The sequence below is a fragment of the Deltaproteobacteria bacterium genome, from assembly GCA_016180845.1.
GTDB lineage: Bacteria > UBA10199 > UBA10199 > JACPAL01 > JACPAL01 > JACPAK01.
The window spans coordinates 270,622-287,447 of sequence record JACPAK010000002.1 but is presented as its reverse complement, the minus strand read 5'-3'; the positions used below and the strand labels follow the sequence as shown (position 1 = coordinate 287,447).

The following is a 16,826-nucleotide window of genomic DNA, read 5'->3' as shown; positions in this document are numbered from 1 at the left end:
TTTCTGAATTCACTCACTGTCCATGACCTCTGGAGCCGAGACTCCGATTAATTCCAAGCCTTGTGCCAATGTTTTTTTAAGAATCGCGCCAAGATACAATTTAGCCCGAGTCGTGTCAATATCGGTCCCAAGGATCCAATATCTTTTATCCTCCTTGGCCCGCGCGTAGTACGACTGAAAGGCCTTGGCCAACTCAAGGAGATAAAAGGGGATCCGATGCGGCTCTAGCGAATTTGCCGCCCGCTCTACCTCCTCCGGAAATTCGTGAAGCAGCCGGATCAGTTCGATCTCTTCCGGGAGATCGAGTCGCGTCAGATGCGGATCTGCTGTCATCGAAATGCCCTGATTTTCCGCTTTTCGGAAAATACTGGCCAATCGGGCATGGGCATATTGGACATAGTAGACAGGATTTTCCTGTGTGTGTCTCTTGGCCAGATCGAGATCAAAATCGAGATGAGATTCCGCCGCCCTCATCAAGAGAAAGAAGCGAAGTGCATCTTTTCCGACCTCATCGACAACCTCTTCGACCGTAATGAGGTTCCCTTCCCTCTTCGACATCGCGACGATCTCTCCCCCACGTTTCAAGCGAACGGTCTGATAAAAAACAACGTGAAGTTTTTCGGGATCAAACCCCAACGCAGAGACCCCTGCATTCATTCGTGGAAGGTGGCCATGGTGATTCGCTCCCCAGACATTGACCATAAAATCGAATCCCCTCCGATATTTCAAGGCATGATAGGCAAGGTCATTCGCAAAGTAGGTCGGCCTTCCATCAGATCGTCTAAGGACCGCCTCGCGATCCTCGAGAAACTCATCCTTCGGGGCGAACCATAACGCCCCCTCTTTCTCCTGAACCACTTTCTTGGCCTCAAGGCTCTGGAGGGTTTTATTGGTTTCTGAGGCAAGGATTCCTTTTTCATGGACCCAGCTGTCGAAGCGAATCCCGATCTTCTCACAGGAGCTCCGGATCCACTCCAGAACAAGCTCTACCCCATAAGGACCGAGTACGGAGATCGCCTCCTCTCGAGGGGTATCAATAAACCGACGTGCAAATTTCTCCTTCGCCTTCTCAGCCAGGTCGTGGACGTAGGCCCCTTTATATTGGGGCGGCTCGGAACCCGGATCGATTCCAAACAGCTTCAGATATTCATACAGTATCCCGGCCCCCAGGTGATCAATCTGCCCCCCGATGTCGTTGATATAATACTCTCTCGTGACCTCATAACCGATCGCCTGCAGTAAACTCGCAATCACATCCCCCAGAGGCCCCCCACGTGCATTACCAACATGGAGAGGGCCGGTTGGGTTTCCACTGATAAACTCTACAAGCGCTTTTTTCCCCTCCCCCGACCTCGTCACGAGGGACCGCCAATCGACCGTAGCGAGCTCTTTGAGAGACTCCTGCCAAACGGATTTCTTCAAGGTAAAATTAATAAACCCTGCCCCCGCCACCTCTATCTTTTCAAAAAAATCGGCGTGTCGTGAGAGATGCGAGACAATCTCCTGGGCAAGTTGACGTGGATTTTGCTTCCGCTCTTTCGCAAGGATCATCGCGAGGTTTGTTGTAAGCTCCCCGTGCACCTTCAATTTTGACCGCTCAATCTGATATTCAGGGAGATCTCCTCCAAGAGCCTCCTGTAGATATTTTCGAACCTTCTTTTTCATCGTTTGACTACCTTAAATTTGCCCAAAGGTTTTAATCCTTTAAGAACAGATTTATCAGCAACAATCACTTTTTTGAGTCCGTCAGCATACAAATATTGTCTAGAAACCCTTTCCAGATCTTCATGTGTTAAAGAAGAAATCTCCTGCTGGAAAACCTCGAGATAATTATCCGGATATCCCCACAGATAAAATTTTGCCAGATCTTTCACCAAAGAAAAGGAGGTTTCATACAAAAAGAAAAACGAGGTCAGGGCTGCCTCCTTCGCACGCGCCAGTTCTTCCTCTGAAATTTCAGGCGACTGGGACATCTTCTGGATGATTTGCATCATCTCTTCTGTCACCTCTTTGGCCTGAGATCCTTCCGTCTGCGCGACGGCATAAAACAACCCCTCTTCGACATTCATCCCATAATGAGACCAGACCCCATACGCCTTCCCCCCTTCGGTCCGGATTTTCTCGCCAAGACGGGAACTCAGCGAACCACTCCCCCCCAAAATATAGTTCATCAGAAAAAGGGCATATTTATCCGGATTGTCGCGACGTCCCCCCAAATGGCCGACAAGAATTGTCGCCTGTTTCAACCCCTTGCTCGCGACAAACCACTGCCCCCCCTCAAAACTTTTTTTGACCTTCGGGAGAGGGGAGAGGTCAACCGACACCTGCGGCCAGTCTGCTGTCCGGATTTTCAGAGAACGTCCAAGCTCTACAGAGGTCACATCGCCGCTGACCGCCATGACAAGACGATTGGGGACGATATGTCTCTTGTGAAATTCAATAAGATCTTCACGATGAATTTTCTTGATCGATTTCGGTGAAGGGGCCCTCCCCCACTGACTTTTTTTCCCATAAACCTGTTTGGCAAACTCCTTGAGCCCCCGCTCGAGCGGCTCCTCGTCACCACGCAGGATCCTCTCTGTAGCCCGTCTCTTGATGAGATCAATCTGATCGGGATCAAACAGGGGATTTCGAAAGAGATCGAAGAGGAGTTCGAGACCTTTCTCCAGGTCTTTGCGCAATATCTTGAGAGAGGCATAGCTCCACTCCGCATTCGCCCCCATTTCGAGGGAGGCACCCATCGACTCAAGCTCCTCCTCGACCCCCTCCGGAGAACGTGTTTTGGTCCCCCCGAGCCGGATCCCATCCATAGCGAGCTGGGCAAGCCCCTCTTTTCCCTTTGGGTCGCGAACCAAACCGGCGTCCCGAACCAGGACAACCAGCTCGACTGTTGGCAACTCATGATCTTCAAGGTCAAACAAAACGAGACCATTTGAGAGGGTCTCCCGATGGATCTCTGGAGGTTCAAAAAAAGATCCTGCGATGCTAATTTTTGGAATGAGAAACAAGAGAAAGAAAAATAATTTAAACTTCATGGCGCGAGAACTCCTGTCAGTTTTTGAGAGGGATCCAAATATCTCTCCGCCACTTCCTGAATCTCCTCACGTGAGATCTCGGTGATTTTTCCGAGATAGGTTTCCAAATAACGCCAACTTCCGAGTGCTGTTTCAAAATAAGAGAGCTGTTCAGCGAGTCCTTCGTTTGTCTTCAGGCTCCAGAGGAGCTCTATCAAAAGGTTATTGATCGCCTTCTGTACCTCTTCTGCTGTTGGCCCCTCTCTCCTGAATTTCTCGATCTCCTCCTCATACGCCTTCGTGACCTCCTCAACAGAGTGCCCCTCAAAAGGGGTAAGACGCACGAAAAAAAGATTCGGGCCTCGAATACCTGGTGCCCCGGAATAGACCTCCACCCCTGCTGCAACCTTCTTCTCAATGACAAGTTTCCTGTAGAGCCTCGAGGATCGCCCCTTCCCTAAAATCCCGTCAATAAGGTCGAAAACATAATCCTCCCTATTGGGGGGAGGAGGCTTGAGATAGACAATCGCAATACGCGGCCTCACCTCATCAGTCATCTTGAAATTTTCAGAGACAAACGCGTTTTTCTCAAATTCTTTTTCCCCCCGACGAAGGCCAGCGGGAATTTTACCAAAAGTTTTGGTTAGAATTTTTCCGGCAGCAACGAGATCAAAATTTCCGACCAGAACCCCGACCGCCTGATCGGGATGATAATGCCTGCCCCAGAATTCCTTTAAGTCTTCCTGTGTCACCTTACGAAGGTCTTCGGCCAGACCGATCGTCGGCCATTCGTACGGGGTGTCTTTAAAGGCGCGCAGAAGCAATTCCTCATAAAGCCGTCCGTCAGGATCATCCTCGACCCTCATCCGCCTCTCCTCGAGGATCACCTCCCTCTCCTTGTCAAAATCGGAAAAATTTGGCCGAAAAATTCTCTCGGATTCGATCGTCGCCCAAAACTCGAGCTGATCGGTGGGGAAACTGACCATGTAACTGGTGATATCTTTCGAGGTAGAGGCATTGAACCCCTTTCCCCCCTTTTTCTCAATGAGCCGTGACAGATCCGCCTCATTCATCCCTTGAATCCCCTTGAAGGCCATATGTTCGAGAAAATGGGCGAGTCCGGTCTTCCCCTTCTCTTCATCCGCCCCACCGACACGAAACCGGATATAGGCCGAGAAGATAGGAGGGCCTTTTCGATAAACCAGAAGAAATTTCATCCCATTTTTCAATCTCATCTCTTTGACCGGCGGAAATTGAGGCTGGATTAATTCAGGATCGGCAAAACCAGAAAATGAAATGAGGAAACAGAAGAGAAAGAATACGATTTTGATTTTCAGCGACATTCGATCCCCCGCCCGCTTTTGACATCGGTGAAACAGACGGTATGTCCTCCCGAAACCAATTGAACCTCTTTCGAATACTGTTTCTTCTCAGGGTCATAGGAAACCTGCAGATGATGGGTTCCCTCAGGCAGGGGAAGTTGCTGAAGGGGTGACTCGTACGAATCCCTTCCATCAATAACGATCTTGCCCCATGGAACCACCTGAACGCTCAAATAACCGGATTTTACTTCTGAAGGAGAGAGAAGATCTTCAGGGTGCGATCGATTTCGCCAGGTTTGGTATCCAAAAAAGAGGGCGCCGGAAACACCTGCCAGCAGGATAAGAGTCGCTGGAACATTTTTTCTCTGTCTCTGAGGCCTCCAGGAAACTGTTTCCGTTTTCAAAAAATTTTCCTTCTTTCCCGTCCCTCTTTTTTTGAGACAGGCAACAAGCGCTTCGGGACGAAGCGATATCCCCTTTTGCTGGGCATAAAAGAGAAGCGCCTCACGAAACTCTGATGCGGTTTGGAACCGTGCCGATCGATCCGCGGTAAGCGATTTTTGAAAAATCTTTTTTAACTCAGGATCCACTTTAGATTCAAAATGAGGCGTAAAAACAACCTGTCCGCGACGGACCTTGTCCAGTGTGTCAATCTCCCCCTTCCCTTCGAAAAGACGTTCTCCCGTCAACATCTCATAAAAAATAACCGCTGCCGAAAACAGATCGCTGCGGGTATCCACTTCGAGTCCCGAGGCCTGTTCAGGAGACATATAGGCGAACTTCCCCTTCAAAACTCCCGTATGAGATTCGCGACTCCGACTCGCCGCCTTCGCAATCCCGAAATCAGTGATCTTGACCTGCCCCTCGGAGGAAAGCAGCAGATTTTGCGGCGAAATATCACGGTGGACGATCTTTTTTGAATGCGCATAAGAAAGACCCGACAAGAGTTCCTGAATAATCAAGCAAGAGACATCGACCGGCAACGGGCCAGCTTCACGAAGCAGAGACCTTAAATCCATGCCGGAAACATACTCCATCACAATAAAGTAAGATTCCGCTTCGTGTCCTAATTCGATCACCTGGACAATATTCGGGTGATTGAGAGAGACGACGATCTTCGCCTCATCAACGAGCATTGAAATAAAATCGGGATCGGATGACCACTGCGGCAGGATTTTCTTGATGGCGACCGTTTTTTCGAACCCCGCCGCCCCTTCTAACTTCCCGAGGAAAAGCTCGGCCATCCCCCCCACGGCAATTCTTTTTTCTAATTTATAGCGACCAAGCCTCATAACCTTAGGGAGTATCAAAGGATTTCCCCAACATCAAGCATCCTAAAATGAGATATAAATTTAGTTAAATTATATTAAATTATATACCTATTGACTTACTTTAACTAATTTTTTAATAATATAATTACTCTCTCATGATCGAGATGACCCCTCAGGAAAGACTCCTCAGAAAACTCTGTATAGAAATTGCCTTGAATCAGATCGGTGGGAAGAAATTTAACACGCTCCTGATTGAATCTGGAATTTACCTGGATGATCAGGAATGGGACCTCGCGAATAAATTGCTCGGGCAGTCAACCCAGCTGATGAATTGGGTTGAGCACCCCCTCCCTACCTGCTAATTATTTCCGCTGATTTTCATGCAACAACCAGCTCAAAAAGAAGATCTTGATCCTTTGGTTCTTGCGATCAGTCGTGCGCGGGATGCATTGCTCAAAGATCAACAGCCTGAAGGTTATTGGTGGTACACACTGGAGGCGAATGAGTCGATTGGGGCCGGTCTGATCCAACTCATGCATTGGTTGGGAGCTGTCGATCGGGAAATCGAGGGGGGATTGTCGCAAAGAATCCTTTCTCTGCAACGTACTGACGGAAGCTGGGCGCTTTTCTTTGACGGTCCTCCCGATCTCTCCATAACGGTCGAGTGTTATTTTTCCCTTCGACTCGCCGGATTTCCACCGGATCACCCCTCTCTCAAAAAGGCGCGTGAAAAGATCTGTGAGCTTGGAGGGATTTCTCAGGTTCGGGTTTTTACAAAGATCCATCTCGCCCTTTTCGGCCTTGTCCCCTGGATCGAATGCCCCTCGATGCCTCTTTGGCTCATGCAGCTCCCTCTCTGGTCTGGCTTTTCCATCTATGAGTTTTCTAGCTGGGCACGCGCGTCGATTGTGCCTCTCTTGATTATCCTGGACAGGAAACCGGTGATAGAAATTCCATTCAGCCTCGACGAATTAAAATCTCCCCCTTCCCCCTCTTTGTCAAAGAGGGGGATCGAGGGGGGGATTTTCTTTTTTCTCGATCGCCTCCTTAAATATGCAGAAAAACTTCCCTGGCATCCTGGGAAAAAGAAGGCCGAGCAACTTGCTGAAAAATGGATTCGTGAGCATATCGAACGGACTGAAGATATTTATCCCGCAATGGCGTATGCGGCGCTAGCGATCAAGGCGCTCGGGTATCCCCTTTCAGATCCGACGATTCAGAAGGCACTGGGGGGATTGAAGAGATTTCGGCAAAAAGAAAATCTCCCCCCTTCGCCCCCCTCTTTGCCAAAGAGGGGGGTTGGGGGGGGATTTATCCATCAACAATGCTGTATCTCCCCCCTTTGGGACACCCCATGGGTCGCCCGAACCCTACTCGAATCCGGCCTACAAAAGGATGATCCACAGTTGCTTAAGGCGGCTCGTTATCTGATTTCAAAACAGATCACCAATCTTAAAGGGGACTGGTCTCAAAAAAATCGAGACGCCCTGCCCGGCGGATGGTCGTTTGAGTTTCAAAACGATTATTTTCCCGATGTTGATGATACGATTGAGATCCTCCGGTTTCTTGGAACGGTCGATCTTCCGACACAAGAGAAGAGACCGGCGATTGAACGCGGCCTCCAATGGCTCCTCTCGATGCAATCAAAAAATGGCGGTTGGGGTGCATTTGATAAGAACAACGTTTCATCGTGGGTCAACAGGATCCCCTTCTCCGATCATGGCGCCTGTCTTGACCCTTCGACACCCGATATCACGGCACGTGTTTTGGAATTGTTGGCTGATCTTAGAAAAATCTCCCCCCTTCGCCCCCCTCTTTTGCAAAGAGGGGGGTTGGGGGGGGATTTAAAACGAGCACTTAATTTCCTCCTCAAGACCCAAGAACCAGATGGTTCCTGGCGTGGACGCTGGGGGGTCAATTTTATCTACGGCACCTGGGCCGTCCTTGTCGGTCTCACAGCGATTGGAATCTCAAAAAACGATCTGCGGATACGGAAGGCGGTCCATTGGCTCAAATCGATCCAGAATCCGGATGGGGGTTGGGGCGAGTCATGCCTCTCGGATCGAGAAGGGCACTATGTTCCATTGGGACTCTCCCTCCCCTCTCAGACCGCTTGGGCATTGTTAGGTCTCATCGCCGCGGGGGGAGATTTATACACCGAAGAAATTCGCCGCGGTGTTGAATTCTTGATCAATTCTCAGGATGCAAACGGACGATGGGAGGAGCGACATTTCACCGGTACCGGATTTCCGGGGCATTTTTACATCCGGTATCATGGGTATCAACAGTATTTTCCACTGCTTGCATTGGGAAGATACTCACAACAATTCCGCTGATTTAAACGATATAAGGACCGATGACTATCGATTTTCGATCAAAAGTAGACTGTCGACTTTTACCAACTCACCCCCCGCCCCCCTTCTCCTTAACAAGGAGTGGGGGAGCAGAGAGGGAAAGGTCGTGGGAAAAATTTGCAGCCCCCTCATTCTCACTCTCCGGAAGCTTGACCCTCTTTGCGGCAGTTCTTTCTCGAGGAAAACCTCGACGGTTTTACCCTTACGTCGGCGCCTCCATTCTTCTCCACATCGGCCTCCTCAAACTCTTTACCCGACTGACAAAGAAGCCTGAAGAACCTCAGGTGATTGAAGTTGAGTTCGTATCACCGGAACCTCAAACTCCGTTGCCAAAAGAACCCCCTCCTTTTCTACCACCGGGCAACGAAGGGACATCTCCGAAACCGACAAGAAATAAAGGGCCGGAGTTGGTTGTCGACTCGCAAAAGAAAGCTCCTCAGCATCCCTCTCGTTCAAACAGGGGAACCCCAAAGATCACTGCCCCGAAGGCCAATTTTGGAGGGCCGTTGTCGTCAAATGCCCCACTGGGCGAGGAGGGTGATGCACCTCAGGCGGCTGAGGAGGGGGAGCCGAACGGGTCAGATAAAGGGGATTCTGATGGAGAATCGATGACACCGTTGGAGCAGCTTCCGGCAAGTCTCTATCAAGGACGTGTCATAGAGGCCGAGGAACCAGATAATAGAAGACGTCTGACCCAATTTGGACAACAGCTTTTAGATCACTTAACCCTCAGAGAAAAGAAAGACCACTACCAAATCGCCCTCCTGATTGACCGTTCCGGAAGCATGCTCCCGTACGCCAAAAAGATTCGGGACCTGATAGACCAAATCATGGAGCATGGCCAAAGCCAGGTCATTGAAGGGGGACATGTCACATTCGCGCTATGGATCTATATGGGGGCTGGTTTTCCTTTAAAACATCTTAAACCGGATTCCGAAATCTCTGAATTGTCTGATAGCGCTGAATTAACAGCAATGAAAACTGCAATTGAGCAGGCTATAGAGATCATAGAAACCAAGCCAGCTGCCGGTCCTGAATATACGTGGGACACCTCAATAGCACTCATGAACACTGAATCCTTTTCAACCCTAAACGAAGTTGGTAAGGTCATTATTGCCATCACCGACGACGAATCAGCCTGTTTTTTTATAAAAGGCCTAGAGCAATATTGTCCCCAAGGCACAGGGGATAATTCTGTTGTGAAGGTGAGGGATGCCGCAACACGAAAAGGAATCCGCTACGAAGTGATTCGCCGGTCTAATTTCTAGACCCCTTGATCTTCACCTCGATCGTGAGCCCTTCAAGCGCCTTGCGAATCTCCTGGTGGATATTAATCCGCTGCAGGAATTTTCCAACCTCGCGCGCGATGATATTCTCCAGATCCGCTTTTCGTTGTTTGGCCTGATTGGTGAGTGCCGTCCGGACCCCTTCTTCCGTCATCAGGGCGGCGCCAAGACCGGTTCGGATAATTTTTTTAAGGGTACCCATCAGGCGAGACTTTCGGCACGCTCTTTAAATTTCTTCATCATCGAGGGGAGATTCGAACCGATCAATTTCGAGGTAATCATTGAGGGGACAAAAAGACCGAAATCGATATCCACTGTATAGGTCGCCTCTGTCTTCCCCTTCCCCTCCTCCTTGAACACCCATCCCCCGCTATTTTTCTTGAAGAGCTCCCCCTTGATCAGATCCCATTGAATACTTTTATACGGATTTCCCGTCACCTTGAGCGTGTATTGGATCGATTTGATGACCTTGATATCAAAATCAACGATTAACGACTTCCCCTTGCCGTTTTGGATGGTCGCCTGTTTCACATCAGAGAGGAACTCAGGGTACTTCTCAAAATCGAGCGCTACTTCGTAGATCACTTTCGGGGAGACGTTGATGATAATGGATTCGGTCACCTGTGGCATAAAAATTAATACACCGGTTTCGTGTCAAAATAATGTCTCGCCTCAATAAACCGTATAGTCCCGGACTTCGATCTCATCACGACAGAATGGGTTTCAGCCCCTCCCCCAAAAAACCGGACCCCCTTCAGAAAATCGCCTGTCGTGACACCGGTCGCGGCAAACATCACCTCGCCTGCCGCAAGTTCTTCGAGCGTGTAGACATGATTCAGATCGGTGATTCCCATCCGCTTCATCCTTGAAATCTCCTCCTGGTTTCTCGGTTTCAAAATCCCCTGGATATCCCCATGAAGACACTTCAGCGCAGCGGCAGAAATAACCCCCTCCGGAGCCCCCCCAACCCCCATCAAGACATCAATGCCGCTCTCCTTCCAGCAGGTCGCTAACGCGGCAGAGACATCACCATCAGAAATTAATTTGATCCGGGTCCCCGCCTTGCGCACCTCACAGACCAAATCCTCGTGGCGTGGACGCTCCAGAATAACTACAGTCAGATCTTCGACCTCACATCCCTTCTTCTTCGCAATCTGCTGGAGATTCCAGGTGGCACTCTGCCGGATATCAATGACCCCCTTGGCCATAGGTCCCACTGCAATTTTCTGCATGTAGGTATCAGGGGCATGCAGGAAACAACCACGCGCCGCAAAAGCCATCACAGAGATCGAGTTGGGTTCTCCTTTTGCCGTCAGATTGGTTCCTTCGAGAGGATCCAGCGCAATATCGACATGAGGGCCGTTTCCCAATCCGACCTTTTCTCCGATATACAACATCGGCGCCTCATCGCGTTCCCCCTCTCCGATCACGACGGTCCCTTGAAATGCAATTGAGTTCAAGGCACGACGCATCCCGTCCACCGCTGCCTGATCCGCGGCATTATTGTCTCCACGTCCCATCAGCCGAGCGGAGTTGAGCGCCGCCGCCTCTGTCGCCCTGACCGCCTCCAATGCCAGATTTCTGTCCATGATTATTATCCTTTATGATTATTAATGATCTCTTTTAACTCTTTTCCTGCCTTGAAAAAAGGGGTTTTTCGGAGGCCCAACATCACCTTGGAACCGGATTTTGGGTTTCTTCCCTCACGCGGCTCGCGCTTTCTGACTTCAAATGTCCCGAATCCACGCAGCTCGATCCGGTTTCCCTGACAAAGCGCATCGGACATCATGTCAAATATGGAATTGACGATCCTCTCCATATCCTTCTGGGAAATATGGGAGGCCTTATCGATCAGTTTCTGTACCAGTTCACTCTTTGTCATGGCAATCCCTCCTAATAAAAAAACTGCACCCTTGGAACATCAATAAACATTTTCCTGACGGCTGTCCCGGCCCGTCCAAAAATCCACTCAAGAAAACCTTTATATTCTTTTTCAGGATAGAAGATCTCAGGTTTTTCAAGACCGGCAAGAGAGGCGGCTGTTTGAATAGCGGTCTGCAGATTTCCCAACTCATCAACAAGCCCTTTTTCTTTTGCCTCTTCCCCGGTGAAAATTTGGCCTTGGGCCAACTCACCCACCTGTTCAGCTGAAAGTCCGCGATGAGAGGCAACTGTCTTTTTAAACTGGTCATGAAGTTTCTTCAAGATCGTTTCCAGAAAGGCCCTCTCTTCCGCATCCATGGGACGCGTCGGGGAACCAACATCTTTCCATCGACCGCTCTTCAAGGTCTCTTGATGCACCTTGACGAAGTTTAGAAGGTTTTCCACATTCAGATACTCCATACGGACACCGATACTTCCCGTAATTGTCCCGGGATTCGCAACAATCTTGTGGCTTGGAAGCGCGACATAATACCCTCCCGAGGCAGCGACACTTCCCAAGGAAGCGACGACAGTCTTCACTTTCTTCAGATCCTCAACCCCATCATGAATCTCCTGAGACGCTCCGATGCTCCCCCCGGGCGATTCGATTCTCAAGACGACCGCTTTGACTTCCTCTGATTTTTTTAGATCTTCAAATTGGCGCAACGTAGGATCGGATTCAAAAATCCCCCCCTCGATCTTCACCACAGCAAGATTTCCTGATGGAGATCTGGCCAACAAAAGAGCCGCCAGACCTGCCAGCAGGACAAAGACAAAAAACCATCGCTTCATTTTTTCTTTTTGCTCTTCCCCTTGGAGGATTCTTCCTCAACGTACGGACCTACAAGAACTTTTCGGTCTCTTTCATCGAGGGAATGGATCACAACTGAAATTTTATCCCCGACTTTCGCCTCAAGGCCTTCTTCTTCTTTTGAAAAATCAAGAAGCGCCTCAACCCCTTCTTCCAAGCCGACAGCAATCATCTTCGAGGCGGCCCAGAGGACTGTCCCCTCACAACGCGTTCCAATGGCATAATTTTTTTTGATTCTGGTCCATGGATCTTCTGTAAGCTGCTTGATACCGAGGGCCAGTCTTTCGTTTTCCTTATCAAGGTTTAAAACAATCGCCTCGATCTCATCCCCCTTGTGATAGATCTCGGTCAACGGACGTGCATTCCGTACCCAAAAGAGATCCGAAACATGAATGAGACCATCGAGCTCCGGCAGGAGACCGATAAAAAGACCAAAATCAGCGATATTGCGGACAGAGCCTTTTACCTTCGTCCCAACAGCAAATTTTTCAGCAGCTGTCTCCCATGGGTTTTTGGAGATCTGTTTCATGCCAAGGGAAATCTTGTGCGCCTCTCGATCCAGATCAAGGATAACGGCATCGACAAAGTCTCCGACAGAGACAACTTTTGAGGGATGTTTGATCTTCCGCGACCAACTCATCTCGGAGACATGCACGAGGCCTTCAATCCCCTCTTCGAGCTCAACAAAAGCGCCGTAGTCCGTCACATTCACGACACGTCCCCGGGCCTGTGATCCGATCGGATATTTTTCAGGAACCTTCTCCCACGGATCAGCGGTCAACTGCTTAAGCCCCAAAGAAACCCGTCCAGTCTCCCCATCGATCTTTAAAATCTTCACCTGGATCTCTTGACCGACACTTAAAATCTCACTCGGATGTCCCACCCGGGACCAACTCATATCGGTAATATGGAGAAGCCCATCCAATCCGCCCAGATCAATAAAAGCGCCGTAGTCGGTCAGATTCTTCACACTTCCAGTGACCGCCTCCCCCTCCGAAAGATTTCCCAAAATTTCCTGTTTTGCAAATTCACGATTCTTCTCAAGCAGGGCCCTTCTCGAAACGATGATATTTCCTTTCTTCTTGTTCAGTTTCAGGATTTTGAGCTTAAAATTTTTCCCGAGCAGACGATCGAGATTTCCCGGAGGACGGACATCGATCTGAGAGGCAGGGAGAAACGCCTTCACCCCGATATCAACAGACAGCCCTCCCTTGACCTTTGAAACCACCACCCCTTCCACAAAACCATCCTGGTCAAAGGCCTCCTGGAGTTTGTCCCAAACCTTGAATGTCGCCGCCTTCTCTTTCGAGAGAAATACACACCCCTCGGGAGATTCCAGTACATCGAGATACGCCTCAACCTCATCGCCAATCTTGACAGAAAGTTCAGACGGACCGGTCCGAAACTCGGAGATCGGGATCTGCCCCTCTTGCTTATACCCAAAGTCGATCAAGGCAAAATCTTTGGTAATCGCAACGACCTTGCCCTTTATCACATCCCCCTCCTGCGGAAGGGACTTGGTAAAGCTTTTTTCTAAAAGGCTTGCAAAATCTTCGTGTGTGACCATCGGTGAGTGCGTGTAGTACAAGTAGGTGGGGAATGTCAATTTGCTTTTTTGTTCAATGGGTTATGAGTGGGGTTCAGCGAACTTGATGGACGTTACCACCAATTTTTCTTAGCGTTGAAATAAAGCTCGGGAAAGAGGTCTGTATACAATCAACGTCATTTATCAGGCTCTCTGCCGAGGCGGCCGTCCCAAGGATCGCGAGCGACATCGCAATCCGGTGATCCCCATAACTCTCCCCGATACCGCCTTGAACCCGATCGGTGCCTTTGATCTCAAAACCGTTTTTTTTCTCAACTACCTTGACCCCAAATTTTGGGAATTCGGAGGCGATGGAACTGATCCGATCGCTCTCCTTGATACGCAACTCTTTCATATCGCGAAAGCGACTCTTCCCCCCCGCCCTTGAGGCAGCGACGGCAAGGATCGGCACCTCGTCAATCAAACTGGGAACCAGTTCCCCCCCGAGAGAAACCGCCCTTAAGCAGCTTGGGGAAACAGTCAGATTTCCTGTCAGTTCTCCGGCCATTGTCCCCTGCCTCTGAATTTTTATCTCCCCCCCCATCTTGCCCAAAACTTTTAAAAATCCGATCCGGGTTGGATTCAACAAGAGATTTTTAATCAGAAGATGACTCTTTGGATTTGAGTGAATAAGACCCGCCACAACAAAAAAAGCGGCGGATGAGGGATCACCGGGGATTATGAGATTTTTGCCTCGGCGATCCCGAAAGAGTTTTAGCATCCTTTCCGTATGATCCCTCGTCTTGATCGGCTCCCGGACCTGAACCGATACCTCGGCAACAAGACCGGCCAAAAGCAGCGCCGACTTGACCTGGGCCGAAGGGACCGGAAGCCGATACCGGATCGCCTTCAGTTTTGTCCCCCAAACATGGATAAAACGCCGCCCCTCCTGCCATTCCTCAAAGATCCTCGCCCCCATTTTGGAAAGGGGAACGATCACACGACCCATCGGCCGGCGATCGAGTGAGGCATCCCCCGTCAAGACCGATTCAAAAGGGAGCGCCGCCAAGAGACCGGTCATGAGACGCATCGTGGTCCCGGAATTCCCGCAGTAAAGCGGGGTCGGCGATCTCTTGAGCCCCTCAGCCCCCTTCCCATGGACAACCCAGCGATCCCCATTTTTTTCGATACGAACCCCGAGATCCCTGAAGATCTGAATTGTCCTTAAGACATCATCTCCCTCCAAAAGGTTCCGTATCACTGTTTTTCCGTGTGAAAGCGCCCCGAAGATGATCGCCCGATGTGAAATCGATTTGTCACCGGGGAGCTTGACCTCCCCCTCAAGAATCTTAGCGGGTTGAACGATTAGCTGAGACATCAAGTTTCTTCCTCATCCACGAAATCTCTTGCAGCCGCTTTCGAAGTCCCCCCCGTTTTTTCTTTCGAATCATTGATTGAAACCTCGAGAGGGTCTCACGAAAACGGTCTGTCGCCTCAAGAATTTTCGGATTATCCAGAAAAATATCGGCCCACATCTCCGCGGAACTCGCGGCAATCCGGGTTGTATCGCGAAATCCACCTCCCAAATAGCGGGCAATCTCCTTTAACGGAATTTTTCTGCCGGCCACCTCCATCAGACTAAAGGCAACCAGATGAGGGAGATGGGAAATAAAGGCGAGGAGGGTATCATGCAAGGCCGAATCAAGAGAGAAGACGCGACTTCCCATTTTTTCCCAAATTTGTCTGATTGTTTTTTCATCGCTTCTTTTAACCCCATTGACTGGCGTGATGAGACAGACGTGACCTCGAAAGAGATCTTTATTTGCCGCCTCCGCCCCTTCCTTCTCCGTCCCCGCCATCGGATGAGCTCCCACGAAACGGAGTCTTCTTTTCTTTGCAATGGCGACACTGTGACGTTTCGTGCTCCCGACATCCATAAGCAGCGGTCCTCGTGGAAGGATTTCAAGATATTTTTGAATCGTCAGAACAGGCGTGGAAAGAATCATAAGATCTTGTTCGGAAAGTTTTAATTTGAAAAGATCAGGGGCTTTTTTTAGAGGAAAAATTTTATCGACAGCTCTTCGTTTCAATGCCTGAGAGAGATTCTCTTTATTGGTGTCAATCCCGATCACCCGATCGGCTAACTTTCTAGCGACCAAGTTGAGCCCGATCGAGGCCCCGATCTGACCGCAACCGATGATGATGACTCGAGAGCAGATTTTCACGACGTTGCTTTCGGATACGAACCCAACACTTTTACAAAAAGACAGTGTCTCGAAAGCTCACGAATCGCCGTCGCAATCCTCTTCTCCTCCAGATGCCCATCCATATCGAGGAAGAAGATATACTCCCAGACTTTTTTCTTTAAGGGGCGTGATTCGATCTTGGTCAGGTTGATTCCCGCCTGATAAAAAGGCTTCAACATCCGGAAGAGGATCCCGACCTCGTCTTTTACGGAAAAAAGGATCGATGTCTTGTCATGCCCTGTCCGTCCCGGGCTTTTCCTGCCGAGAATAAGAAAGCGGGTCATGTTGTTCGGATTGTCTTCGATATGGCGCTGGACGATTTTGAGACGGTAGATCAAGGCCGCCTCTTCACTCGCAATCGCACCGGCATTTGGCTCCTCGGCAGCCCTTGCCGCCGCCTGTGAGGTGCTTTCGGTCTCAACGAGCGGTGTACTGGGGAAATGGTCCTCAAGCCAGGAGCGGCATTGACCAAATGCCTGCGGATGGGAATAGATCTTTCGGATCCCTCGAAGCGTTCCGGAATGACTTAAGAAATTATGGGTAATCGGTAACGTCACCTCCGCGATAATTTTTAGTGGAGAATCGAGGAAGCGATCGAGTGTTGCCCCTACCACCCCTTCTGTCGAGTTTTCAATCCCGACAACACCACAATGCGCACGGTTATTCTCGACCTCCTCAAAGACCCGTGGAATCGACACGACAGGGATCATTTCACAGGAGCGCCCGAAATGTTTGATCGCTGCCATATGCGTAAATGTCGCCTCGGGACCGAGGTAGGCCACCTTCATCGGGGCGTTCAAAGACCTGGATGCCGAGATGATCTCTCGATAGACCGTCTGGAGGGCATGGGACGGAAAAGGACCCTTGTTTCGCTTTTTGAGACGGTCAATCAGGATTTTTTCGCGGGAGGGGGTGTAAAGCTCCTCCTGACGCGAGGCCTTCAGCCTGCCGATCTTCAAGGCAACCTTCGCCCTATCATTAAGAGTAGAAAGAATTTTTCGATCGAGAAGGTCGATTTGACGGCGGAGTCGATCGATTTCTTTTTTGGACATTACTGATAAATAGGGAGGTGTG

Annotated in this window: 16 protein-coding genes; 3 read left to right on the top strand and 13 right to left on the bottom strand. The window is 49.9% G+C overall.

What is annotated here, in order from left to right; translation table 11 throughout:
* Positions 1 to 9: 9 nt before the first annotated feature.
* From HYT76_05550 to HYT76_05535, 4 genes are read right to left on the bottom strand one after another with little or no spacing between them, the layout of a single operon-like run.
* Complete coding sequence (locus HYT76_05550; protein ID MBI2083016.1) at positions 10 to 1,665, bottom strand: arginine--tRNA ligase; 1,656 nt, start codon at positions 1,663 to 1,665, stop codon at positions 10 to 12.
* On the bottom strand, positions 1,662 to 3,035 hold the full coding sequence (locus HYT76_05545) for an insulinase family protein (protein ID MBI2083015.1): 1,374 nt from the start codon (positions 3,033 to 3,035) through the stop codon (positions 1,662 to 1,664). Before HYT76_05545 ends, HYT76_05550 begins: the two co-directional genes overlap by 4 nt.
* On the bottom strand, positions 3,032 to 4,357 hold the full coding sequence (locus HYT76_05540; protein MBI2083014.1) for an insulinase family protein: 1,326 nt from the start codon (positions 4,355 to 4,357) through the stop codon (positions 3,032 to 3,034). The genes HYT76_05545 and HYT76_05540 overlap by 4 nt, the downstream gene beginning before the upstream one ends.
* Positions 4,348 to 5,628, bottom strand: a complete 1,281-nt coding sequence (locus tag HYT76_05535) for a serine/threonine protein kinase (protein ID MBI2083013.1) — start codon at positions 5,626 to 5,628, stop codon at positions 4,348 to 4,350. Before HYT76_05535 ends, HYT76_05540 begins: the two co-directional genes overlap by 10 nt.
* A gap of 134 nt (positions 5,629 to 5,762) precedes the next feature.
* On the opposite strand from HYT76_05535, the gene HYT76_05530 reads away from it, so the two are divergent.
* From HYT76_05530 to HYT76_05520, 3 genes are read left to right on the top strand one after another with little or no spacing between them, the layout of a single operon-like run.
* Entirely contained in the window at positions 5,763 to 5,969 is a 207-nt protein-coding gene (locus HYT76_05530) for a hypothetical protein (GenBank protein ID MBI2083012.1), read from the top strand.
* 18 nt (positions 5,970 to 5,987) lie between these two features.
* Complete coding sequence (gene shc / locus HYT76_05525) at positions 5,988 to 7,943, top strand: squalene--hopene cyclase (protein ID MBI2083011.1); 1,956 nt, start codon at positions 5,988 to 5,990, stop codon at positions 7,941 to 7,943.
* Positions 7,944 to 7,963: 20 nt separating this feature from the next.
* Positions 7,964 to 9,229 carry a VWA domain-containing protein gene (locus HYT76_05520; protein MBI2083010.1) on the top strand — a complete coding sequence of 422 codons (1,266 nt, stop codon included), beginning with the start codon at positions 7,964 to 7,966 and terminating at the stop codon, positions 9,227 to 9,229.
* Here the strand turns inward: HYT76_05520 and HYT76_05515 are convergent.
* The 9 genes from HYT76_05515 to pheA all read right to left on the bottom strand — a co-directional run bounded on the left by HYT76_05515 (position 9,219) and on the right by pheA (position 16,804).
* Entirely contained in the window at positions 9,219 to 9,449 is a 231-nt protein-coding gene (locus HYT76_05515) for a hypothetical protein (GenBank protein ID MBI2083009.1), read from the bottom strand. The two genes, HYT76_05520 and HYT76_05515, sit on opposite strands and share 11 nt — an antisense overlap.
* Positions 9,449 to 9,868: an SRPBCC family protein gene (locus tag HYT76_05510; protein MBI2083008.1), complete on the bottom strand. Its 420-nt coding sequence runs from the start codon at positions 9,866 to 9,868 to the stop codon at positions 9,449 to 9,451. The genes HYT76_05515 and HYT76_05510 overlap by 1 nt, the downstream gene beginning before the upstream one ends.
* A gap of 14 nt (positions 9,869 to 9,882) precedes the next feature.
* Positions 9,883 to 10,836, bottom strand: a complete 954-nt coding sequence (gene glpX / locus HYT76_05505) for a class II fructose-bisphosphatase (GenBank protein ID MBI2083007.1) — start codon at positions 10,834 to 10,836, stop codon at positions 9,883 to 9,885.
* Positions 10,837 to 10,841: 5 nt separating this feature from the next.
* Complete coding sequence (locus HYT76_05500; protein ID MBI2083006.1) at positions 10,842 to 11,129, bottom strand: integration host factor subunit beta; 288 nt, start codon at positions 11,127 to 11,129, stop codon at positions 10,842 to 10,844.
* An 11-nt stretch (positions 11,130 to 11,140) separates the two neighbouring features.
* Positions 11,141 to 11,962 carry a signal peptide peptidase SppA gene (gene sppA / locus HYT76_05495; GenBank protein ID MBI2083005.1) on the bottom strand — a complete coding sequence of 274 codons (822 nt, stop codon included), beginning with the start codon at positions 11,960 to 11,962 and terminating at the stop codon, positions 11,141 to 11,143.
* Positions 11,959 to 13,548 carry a 30S ribosomal protein S1 gene (locus tag HYT76_05490; GenBank protein MBI2083004.1) on the bottom strand — a complete coding sequence of 530 codons (1,590 nt, stop codon included), beginning with the start codon at positions 13,546 to 13,548 and terminating at the stop codon, positions 11,959 to 11,961. The genes sppA and HYT76_05490 overlap by 4 nt, the downstream gene beginning before the upstream one ends.
* 73 nt (positions 13,549 to 13,621) lie before the next feature.
* Complete coding sequence (gene aroA, locus HYT76_05485; protein MBI2083003.1) at positions 13,622 to 14,884, bottom strand: 3-phosphoshikimate 1-carboxyvinyltransferase; 1,263 nt, start codon at positions 14,882 to 14,884, stop codon at positions 13,622 to 13,624.
* Positions 14,856 to 15,731 carry a prephenate dehydrogenase gene (locus HYT76_05480; GenBank protein ID MBI2083002.1) on the bottom strand — a complete coding sequence of 292 codons (876 nt, stop codon included), beginning with the start codon at positions 15,729 to 15,731 and terminating at the stop codon, positions 14,856 to 14,858. Before HYT76_05480 ends, aroA begins: the two co-directional genes overlap by 29 nt.
* Positions 15,728 to 16,804 carry a prephenate dehydratase gene (gene pheA / locus HYT76_05475; GenBank protein MBI2083001.1) on the bottom strand — a complete coding sequence of 359 codons (1,077 nt, stop codon included), beginning with the start codon at positions 16,802 to 16,804 and terminating at the stop codon, positions 15,728 to 15,730. The genes HYT76_05480 and pheA overlap by 4 nt, the downstream gene beginning before the upstream one ends.
* Positions 16,805 to 16,826: the final 22 nt, after the last annotated feature.

What these genes read in the sequence shown, in the direction of transcription:
- HYT76_05550 (MBI2083016.1), bottom strand. Translation starts at nt 1,665, where the DNA reads ATGAAAAAGAAGGTTCGAAAATATCTACAGGAGGCTCTTGGAGGAGAT.
- HYT76_05545 (MBI2083015.1), bottom strand. Translation starts at nt 3,035, where the DNA reads ATGAAGTTTAAATTATTTTTCTTTCTCTTGTTTCTCATTCCAAAAATT.
- HYT76_05540 (MBI2083014.1), bottom strand. Translation starts at nt 4,357, where the DNA reads ATGTCGCTGAAAATCAAAATCGTATTCTTTCTCTTCTGTTTCCTCATT.
- HYT76_05535 (MBI2083013.1), bottom strand. Translation starts at nt 5,628, where the DNA reads ATGAGGCTTGGTCGCTATAAATTAGAAAAAAGAATTGCCGTGGGGGGG.
- HYT76_05530 (MBI2083012.1), top strand. Translation starts at nt 5,763, where the DNA reads ATGATCGAGATGACCCCTCAGGAAAGACTCCTCAGAAAACTCTGTATA.
- shc (MBI2083011.1), top strand. Translation starts at nt 5,988, where the DNA reads ATGCAACAACCAGCTCAAAAAGAAGATCTTGATCCTTTGGTTCTTGCG.
- HYT76_05520 (MBI2083010.1), top strand. Translation starts at nt 7,964, where the DNA reads ATGACTATCGATTTTCGATCAAAAGTAGACTGTCGACTTTTACCAACT.
- HYT76_05515 (MBI2083009.1), bottom strand. Translation starts at nt 9,449, where the DNA reads ATGGGTACCCTTAAAAAAATTATCCGAACCGGTCTTGGCGCCGCCCTG.
- glpX (MBI2083007.1), bottom strand. Translation starts at nt 10,836, where the DNA reads ATGGACAGAAATCTGGCATTGGAGGCGGTCAGGGCGACAGAGGCGGCG.
- HYT76_05500 (MBI2083006.1), bottom strand. Translation starts at nt 11,129, where the DNA reads ATGACAAAGAGTGAACTGGTACAGAAACTGATCGATAAGGCCTCCCAT.
- sppA (MBI2083005.1), bottom strand. Translation starts at nt 11,962, where the DNA reads ATGAAGCGATGGTTTTTTGTCTTTGTCCTGCTGGCAGGTCTGGCGGCT.
- HYT76_05490 (MBI2083004.1), bottom strand. Translation starts at nt 13,548, where the DNA reads ATGGTCACACACGAAGATTTTGCAAGCCTTTTAGAAAAAAGCTTTACC.
- aroA (MBI2083003.1), bottom strand. Translation starts at nt 14,884, where the DNA reads ATGTCTCAGCTAATCGTTCAACCCGCTAAGATTCTTGAGGGGGAGGTC.
- pheA (MBI2083001.1), bottom strand. Translation starts at nt 16,804, where the DNA reads ATGTCCAAAAAAGAAATCGATCGACTCCGCCGTCAAATCGACCTTCTC.